Here is a 6,310-nt window from a genome sequence, read left to right on the forward strand (position 1 = left end):
TGCGGCCGTGGTGGTATACTATGCCAAATGTCGACCGTCAATGATCTGCGGGAGATCCCGCTCCTCTCCAGCCTCGATCTGCCGACGCTGGCAGACACCGCCCGCCGCGTGCGCCACTGCAGCTTCCGCCCCGGTCAGCATATCCTGATCGAGGGCGAGCAGGCTCCGGGGCTCTACTTCGTGCTGGGCGGGAAGGTGCGCCTCTCGCGCACGGCCGCTGACGGGCGCGAGCAGGTGCTGGCCATGATCGGCCCCGGCGAGCCCTTCGACATGGTGCCGCTCTTCGACGGCGGGCCGAACCCGAGCAGCGCCCGCGCCATGAGCCCCGTCTCCTGCCTGCTGCTCTCCCGCGAGGATCTGCTGGCCCTGATCAGCCGCCACCCCGGCCTGGCCCTGGCGATGCTCGGCGCGATGTCCGGCCAGCTGCGCGAGCTGGTCGGCCTCGTCGAGGACCTCGCCTTCCGCACTGTGCGCGCCCGCCTGGCCCGGCAGCTGCTCGCCGAGGCCGCCGAGGGCAGCGCCGACCTCACCCAGCAGGAGCTGGCCGGGCGCGCCGGCACCGTGCGCGAGATCGCCGGCCGCGCCCTGCGCCGCCTGGCCGAGGAGGGCCTGGTGCGCCTTGAGCGCGGCCGCGTCATCGTCCTCGACCCCGCCGGCCTCGCCCGCGTTATCGAGGAGTGAGATCTCTTAACCGACGGCGAACTGGCGAAAAATCGCGCGAGTTTTGGGACTTTAGTGGTAGACGCCAGGTTTAAACGATAGTAGTCTGTACCCGAACAACGGCGAGATGCGACCGCCCGCGATCATAGATCCTATCGCTAGAGAGCCTGAAGGAGAGCAGCCATGACCTACATTATCGCCGAGCCGTGCATTGGGACGAAGGACGCCGCCTGCGTGGCGGTCTGCCCGGTAGATTGCATCTACGAGGGCGATGACATGTACTACATCAACCCCGACGAGTGCATCGACTGCGGCGCCTGTGAGCCCGAGTGTCCGGTCGAGGCGATCTTCGCCGACGACGCCGTGCCCGAGCAGTGGGCCAGCTTCACCGAGAAGAACAAGGCCTTCTTCGGGGCGTAGTCGGCCGGCGGCGGCGTGGGGGCGCAGCGCGCTGCGCCCCTACGCCATGCCCATCCCCGCGTAGTCCTCCGGCGTGTCAATGTCCGTCACCACCGCCGGGTTGTCCACCTCGATCTGACGCACCGCGCCGGCGTGGCGCGCGAGCACCTCGCGCGCCCCCACATCCCCCTCCAGCGCCCGCAGCTCCGCGAAGACCCCGCGCGCCAGCAGCACCGGGTTCCCGCGCCGCCCCCTGTAGCGTGGCACCAGCGCCAGTAGTCGAGGTTCTCGACGATCAGCGCCGGCCCCTCAAGGCCGGCCAGGGCCGCCCGCACCGCGTTGGCCGCCGCGCCGATCACGATCACCAGCCCGGTCATCCGGCTCGCCAGCGCCTGCTCGGCCACGTGGCGCACCAGCGGGCGGCCCTCCCAGCGCAGCAGCTGCTTTGGCTGCCCCATGCGCGAGGATGTCCCCGCCGCCAGCAGAATACCGTAGGTCATATAGTGCCTCCGGTGGGATTATCGGGCTGCGCCCCATGCGCATCACGTTTAGGGCTACCGTCCTAAAAACCGGTGTTGTTTTGGCCACCATGGCCAGCGAAGCTGGCCATGGTGGCCAAAACAACACGTAATTCCGGGGAGCCCATGGCTAAACGTGATGCGCATGAGACGCCGCCCTACAGAGCGGCCAAGATGGCCCCCTCCAGCGCCGCCTCCTGCTCGGGCAGCACCGTGCGCAGGTCAAAGATCAGCTGCCCCTCGCTGAGTCGGCCCACCACCGCCGGGGCGCCCGTGCGCAGCCGTCGGCTCAGCGCGTCGCCGCCCGGCGAGATCGCCACGCCGGCGCTCGGCAGGATCTCGCCCGGCAGCGAGCCGCCGCCCACCGCGCTCGCGCAGCCCGTCACCGTCGCTGCGGCGCCGCCCATGGCCAGCCGGGCCGCCATGGCCTCGGCCCGCGCCCGCAGCCCCTCCAGGGGCGCGGCGATCATCCGCCAGATCGGGATCTCCTCTGCGGCCCGGCCGCGCAGGTAGCTCAGCAGGGTCGCCTCGAGCCCGGCGATCGTGGTCTTATCGACGCGCAGGGCGCGGGCCAGGGGGTGCCGTCTCAGCCGCTCCACCAGGTCGCGCCGGCCCACGATCAGGCCGGCCTGCGGCCCGCCCAGGAGCTTGTCGCCGCTGAAGGTCACCAGGTCGGCCCCGGCGGCCACGCTCTCCTGCACCGTCGGCTCGGCGGTCAGCCCGTAGGGGGACGTCGCAAGCAGCGTGCCGCTGCCCAGGTCGTCCAGCACCGGCACGCCGCGGGCGCGGCCGAGCTCGGCCATCTCGGCCAGTCCCGTCTCGTGGACGAAGCCCATCAGGCGGAAGTTGCTGGTGTGGATGCGCATCAGCAGGGCGGTGCGCTCCGAGATCGCCGCCGCGTAGTCGCCCACATAGGTGCGGTTGGTGGTGCCGACCTCCCGCAGCTCGGCGCCGCTCTGGCGCAGCACGTCGGGGATGCGGAAGCCGCCGCCGATCTCGACGGCCTGCCCGCGCGAGACGATCACCTCGCGGCCGACGGCCAGGGCGCTCAGGGCCAGGTAGATCGCGGCGGCGTTATTGTTCACCGCCAGGGCGGCCTCGGCCCCGCTCAGCCGGCGCAGCAGCGACTCCAGGTGTACGCTGCGGCTGCCGCGCTCGCCCGCCTCAAGGTCGTACTCCAGGTTCGAGTAGCCCGCGCCGACCCGCGCCATCGCCTCCAGCGCGCCCGCGCTCAGCGGCGCCCGGCCCAGGTTTGTCTGGATGATCACGCCGCTGGCGTTGATCACCGGCAGCAGGCTCGGCGTCAGATCGCGGGCCAGCCGCGCCGCCGCCCGGCCGACGAGCAGATCGAGCAGGTCCGCGTCGGGCGGGGCAGCCCCGCGCTGCACCTCCTCGCGCAGGGCCGTGATCTCGGCGCGCGCGACGTCGCGCAGCAGCGCGTGGGGCGCGTCGGCGATCTGCGCGCGCATGGCCGTCATCAGCCGGTCGACGCTGGGGATGTCGCGGGGGGTAATCATACGATTCTTAGACAAGGTTTCAGGTTACTTTTCAGTTTGATGCCATGAATGGCATTCTACTGCACTAAATCTGCAATCTGCAATCTACAATCTGCAATCTTGTCTTAGGCAGAGGCGGCCCGCGCCAGTGCGGGCACCTCGCCCATATCGCCCCGGCTGGGCCGGGTCAGGTCGAAGACGGCCCGCAGCAGCTCCTCGTACGAGGGGCTCAGCTCGTGCTTGCGGCGCCCCATCACCGTGCGGGCGACCGCGATCATATTGTCGATGCGGTACTCGCGGAAGACCTCGCCGCCCCACGTGAAGGGCGGGACGGTCTTCGGCGCGCTGTGGACGCCGAAGATATTGCTGGCCGTGCCGATCACCGTGCCGCCGTTCAGGTGCAGCCCGATCCCCAGCTTCACGTGGTCGGCCAGGAAGCAGCCCAGCTTCAGCACCCCGCTGTCGACCTGGCCGACGCCCTCTAGGGCCACGCGCACGCTGCCGTAGTTGTTCTTCAGGTCGGAGTTGGTCGTCATCGCGCCGATGTTGACCCACTCGCCCAGCCAGGAGTGGCCGAGGAAGCCGTCGTGGTGCTTGTTCGAGTAGCCCTGCACGATGCTGGCCTCCACCTCGCCGCCGATCCGGCAGACCGGGCCGATGCTCGTCTCGCCGCGGATGCGGGCGCTGGCGATCAGCGCCCCCGCGCCGATGTAGGTCGGCCCCTGGATGAAGCTGAAGGGCTCGATGTGGGCCCCCCCCTCGATGAAGATCGGGCCGTCGCGGGAGTCTAGCACGATCGGCCCGTCGAGCCGTGCCCCCGCCCCGATGAAGACCTGCCCGCCGCGCAGCGACACGCCGGGGTCGCCCCCGGCATAGATGGACAGCCGCGCGCTGAGCAGGGGCAGGTCGCGGACGATCTGCTCGCCCGACTGGGCGATCAGATCCCAGGGGTAGACGACGCGGGCCGGGGCATCGTCGCCGCCGAGCTCAACCACGCGGGCGAAGCGGGCCAGCTCGTCGCGGGCGTCGGCGGCCTGCTGGTCACGCAGGTAGTAGAGCACCGCGCTGGAGAGGGCCGGCGTCAGCCGGGCGCCGATCAGGTCGCCGTCGGCCAGGTAGACCGTGTTGACCGGCTCGGCGAGCAGGCGCGGGAGCCAGCCGAGGTCGAGGCAGCGCCCGTTGACCAGGACGGCCGGCTCGCCGGCGTACATGGCGGCGAGGCCGCCAGGCGGGCCGAAGTGGCCCATCAGGTGGCGGCGCGACAGCCCGAGGGCCTCGCCCACGCCGGCCACGGCGGCGGCCCGCTCGCGCACGGTGTATCCCCCGCAGCGCAGCTCAAAGACTGGCCGGGCCTGGGCGATGGTGGCGAGGTTGCGCCAGCGCTCATCCTCAAAGACGATCAGGGTCATATGCCCGTGGGGGTGTGGGGGCGGCTTCGCCGCCCCCACGGTATTTTTTGTTGGTCTGGGGCGGCTTCGCCGCCCCAGACCAACAAAAGAGCGGGTTTGGGGCGCAGCCCCGCTTAGGTTCGCCGCAGGAGCTCAAGCACCGTGGCGGTGAGCTTATCGCCGTCGTGGCGCAGGACGTGGACAGCCCGGCTCTGGTTCGGATTGTCGAGGGTGGCCGTGTACTGGATCACCGACGAGGCCAGGTCGGCCTCGATCACCACGCTGCCCTCGATCACCACCCGCCGCTGGCCGTCGCGGTCGCCCGGCAGGACGGCCGTCTCCTCATACTCGTCGGGCGCGAGGTAGACGGGCGACTGGTTGGCGGCGGCGTAGAGCCGATGGATCTCCGAGTCGATCCGCTGGGCGTTCACCAGCACATAGTCGGGGGCGAATCCGGCGTAGCGCTTGATCGTGCGGATGTGGTCGGCCACGCTGAAGCCGGTGGTGCGGCCGGGCTCCGTCATCAGGTTGCAGACATAGAGCTTGCGCGCGGCGCTCGCGGCCAGCGCCTCGCGGAAGGCGTCGATCAGCATGTTCGGCACCACGCTCTCGAACAGGCTGCCCGGCCCGAGGATGATCGCGTCGGCGTCGCGGATGGCCTCGGCCACCAGGCGCGGCAGGGGCGTCTTTGCGCTGGCAGGGTCGCCCAGATAGAGCCGGCTGACGTGGTGCTCGGCGATCTGCGGGTTGAGCGCCAGGTGGCGCACATCGGCCAGGGTGCCGTCGTCGATCTCGGCCCGCACATCCAGGGGCACCGGCGTGGGCACCACATAGTAGACGTTCTGGAAGTTGAACAGGCCGGCGGCCCGGTAGTAGTACTCGACGGGGTCCTGCGCGGGCACGATGCAGGTCATGCGCTCGACGTGGTCGCCGAGGCCAGACAGCACGAGCATGCCCGCGCCGCCGGAGAGCACCACCACCTGGGGCGGCCGGCCGGCCCGGCGGAACCCCACCACCAGCTCGCCGTCGGGGCTCGGCGTGGTGTCGAGGGGGAGCACCACGAGCCCGCTGAGCCGCCAGAGCCCGTAGCCGATCGCCGCGAGGCCGAGGGCGATCAGCAGGGCGTCGCGCCAGGCGACCGGCGCGAGCTGCAGCGCCAGGAGCGACGCGAGGCCGAACAGGATCAGCGCGACCCCGGCGATCATCGCGGTAAGCGCGCCGACGAGGTGGCTCAGCCGAACCAGCCGCCGAGAAAAACTACGCATAGCAGTGTGCCTGGCTACTTCAGCTGGTCGCGCTGCGCGTCGATCATTGAGCGCAGGCTGCCGCCGCTGCGGGCGACCATCTCGGCAACCATCAGGCCGGCCAGCAGCGCGTCGGGGTATGTCGCGATCCGGCCGATCGTGATCTCACCCTCGGTGCTGGCCCCGAGCAGCAGGCTCGGCCGCTCCTGCTCCAGCAGCTCGGCGATGCGGGCCTCGGGGCTGGGGCGGAGCTCGACCTTCACCCCGGTCGCCTCCTCCCATGCGGCGAGCCGCGCCCCGGCCATGGGCGAGTCGGCGGCGGGCGTGGGCGCGACCAGCGGACCCTTGTGGCGGTGCTGGCGGGCCAGGTAGCCGCCCAGCAGCAGGGCCAGCTCAGTCGGGTGCAGCTGCTCGCCGCTCTTGTCGATCACGGCGAGCGCCGTGCCATCGGCCGAGAAGGCCAGCCCGAGGTGCGAGTCGCTCTCGCGCACCAGCTTCTTCAGCCGGGTCAGCCCCGACTCCGCCGGGTGGGGCGTCGTCTTTCCGAAGAGCGGGTCCGGCTCGCGGTTGATCTCGATCGCCCGCGTCTGCCCGCCCTCGCCGAG

At 71.0% G+C, this 6,310-nt stretch carries 5 protein-coding genes and 3 pseudogenes; 2 read left to right on the top strand and 6 right to left on the bottom strand.

Going from position 1 to position 6,310, the window contains the following annotated elements; translation table 11 throughout:
- Positions 1-27 precede the first annotated feature (27 nt).
- The gene (locus K2Z83_RS26430; RefSeq protein WP_220598164.1) at positions 28-681 is read left to right on the top strand and encodes a Crp/Fnr family transcriptional regulator; all 654 of its coding nucleotides are present in this window, start codon (positions 28-30) and stop codon (positions 679-681) included.
- A gap of 162 nt (positions 682-843) precedes the next feature.
- Positions 844-1,071, top strand: a pseudogene (locus K2Z83_RS26435) (indolepyruvate ferredoxin oxidoreductase subunit alpha); the annotation flags it as partial.
- 48 nt (positions 1,072-1,119) lie between these two features.
- On the opposite strand, the gene K2Z83_RS30260 reads toward K2Z83_RS26435, so the two are convergent.
- The 6 genes and pseudogenes from K2Z83_RS30260 to K2Z83_RS26460 form a co-directional block, all read right to left on the bottom strand.
- Positions 1,120-1,326: a hypothetical protein gene (locus K2Z83_RS30260; RefSeq protein ID WP_370650282.1), complete on the bottom strand. Its 207-nt coding sequence runs from the start codon at positions 1,324-1,326 to the stop codon at positions 1,120-1,122.
- A 77-nt stretch (positions 1,327-1,403) separates the two neighbouring features.
- Positions 1,404-1,559, bottom strand: a pseudogene (locus tag K2Z83_RS30265) (NTP transferase domain-containing protein); the annotation flags it as partial.
- Between the two features lie 176 nt (positions 1,560-1,735).
- Entirely contained in the window at positions 1,736-3,094 is a 1,359-nt protein-coding gene (gene selA, locus K2Z83_RS26445; protein ID WP_220598166.1) for an L-seryl-tRNA(Sec) selenium transferase, read from the bottom strand.
- Between the two features lie 104 nt (positions 3,095-3,198).
- Positions 3,199-4,482 carry a putative sugar nucleotidyl transferase gene (locus K2Z83_RS26450; RefSeq protein ID WP_220598167.1) on the bottom strand — a complete coding sequence of 428 codons (1,284 nt, stop codon included), beginning with the start codon at positions 4,480-4,482 and terminating at the stop codon, positions 3,199-3,201.
- A gap of 113 nt (positions 4,483-4,595) precedes the next feature.
- A complete protein-coding gene (locus tag K2Z83_RS26455; RefSeq protein WP_220598168.1) occupies positions 4,596-5,726 on the bottom strand; it encodes a 2-phospho-L-lactate transferase CofD family protein in 1,131 nt (376 codons plus the stop codon).
- Positions 5,727-5,740: 14 nt separating this feature from the next.
- Positions 5,741-6,310: pseudogene (locus K2Z83_RS26460) on the bottom strand (phosphoglucomutase); the annotation flags it as partial.

The sequence above is a fragment of the Oscillochloris sp. ZM17-4 genome (assembly GCF_019599295.1).
Taxonomy (GTDB): domain Bacteria; phylum Chloroflexota; class Chloroflexia; order Chloroflexales; family Chloroflexaceae; genus Oscillochloris.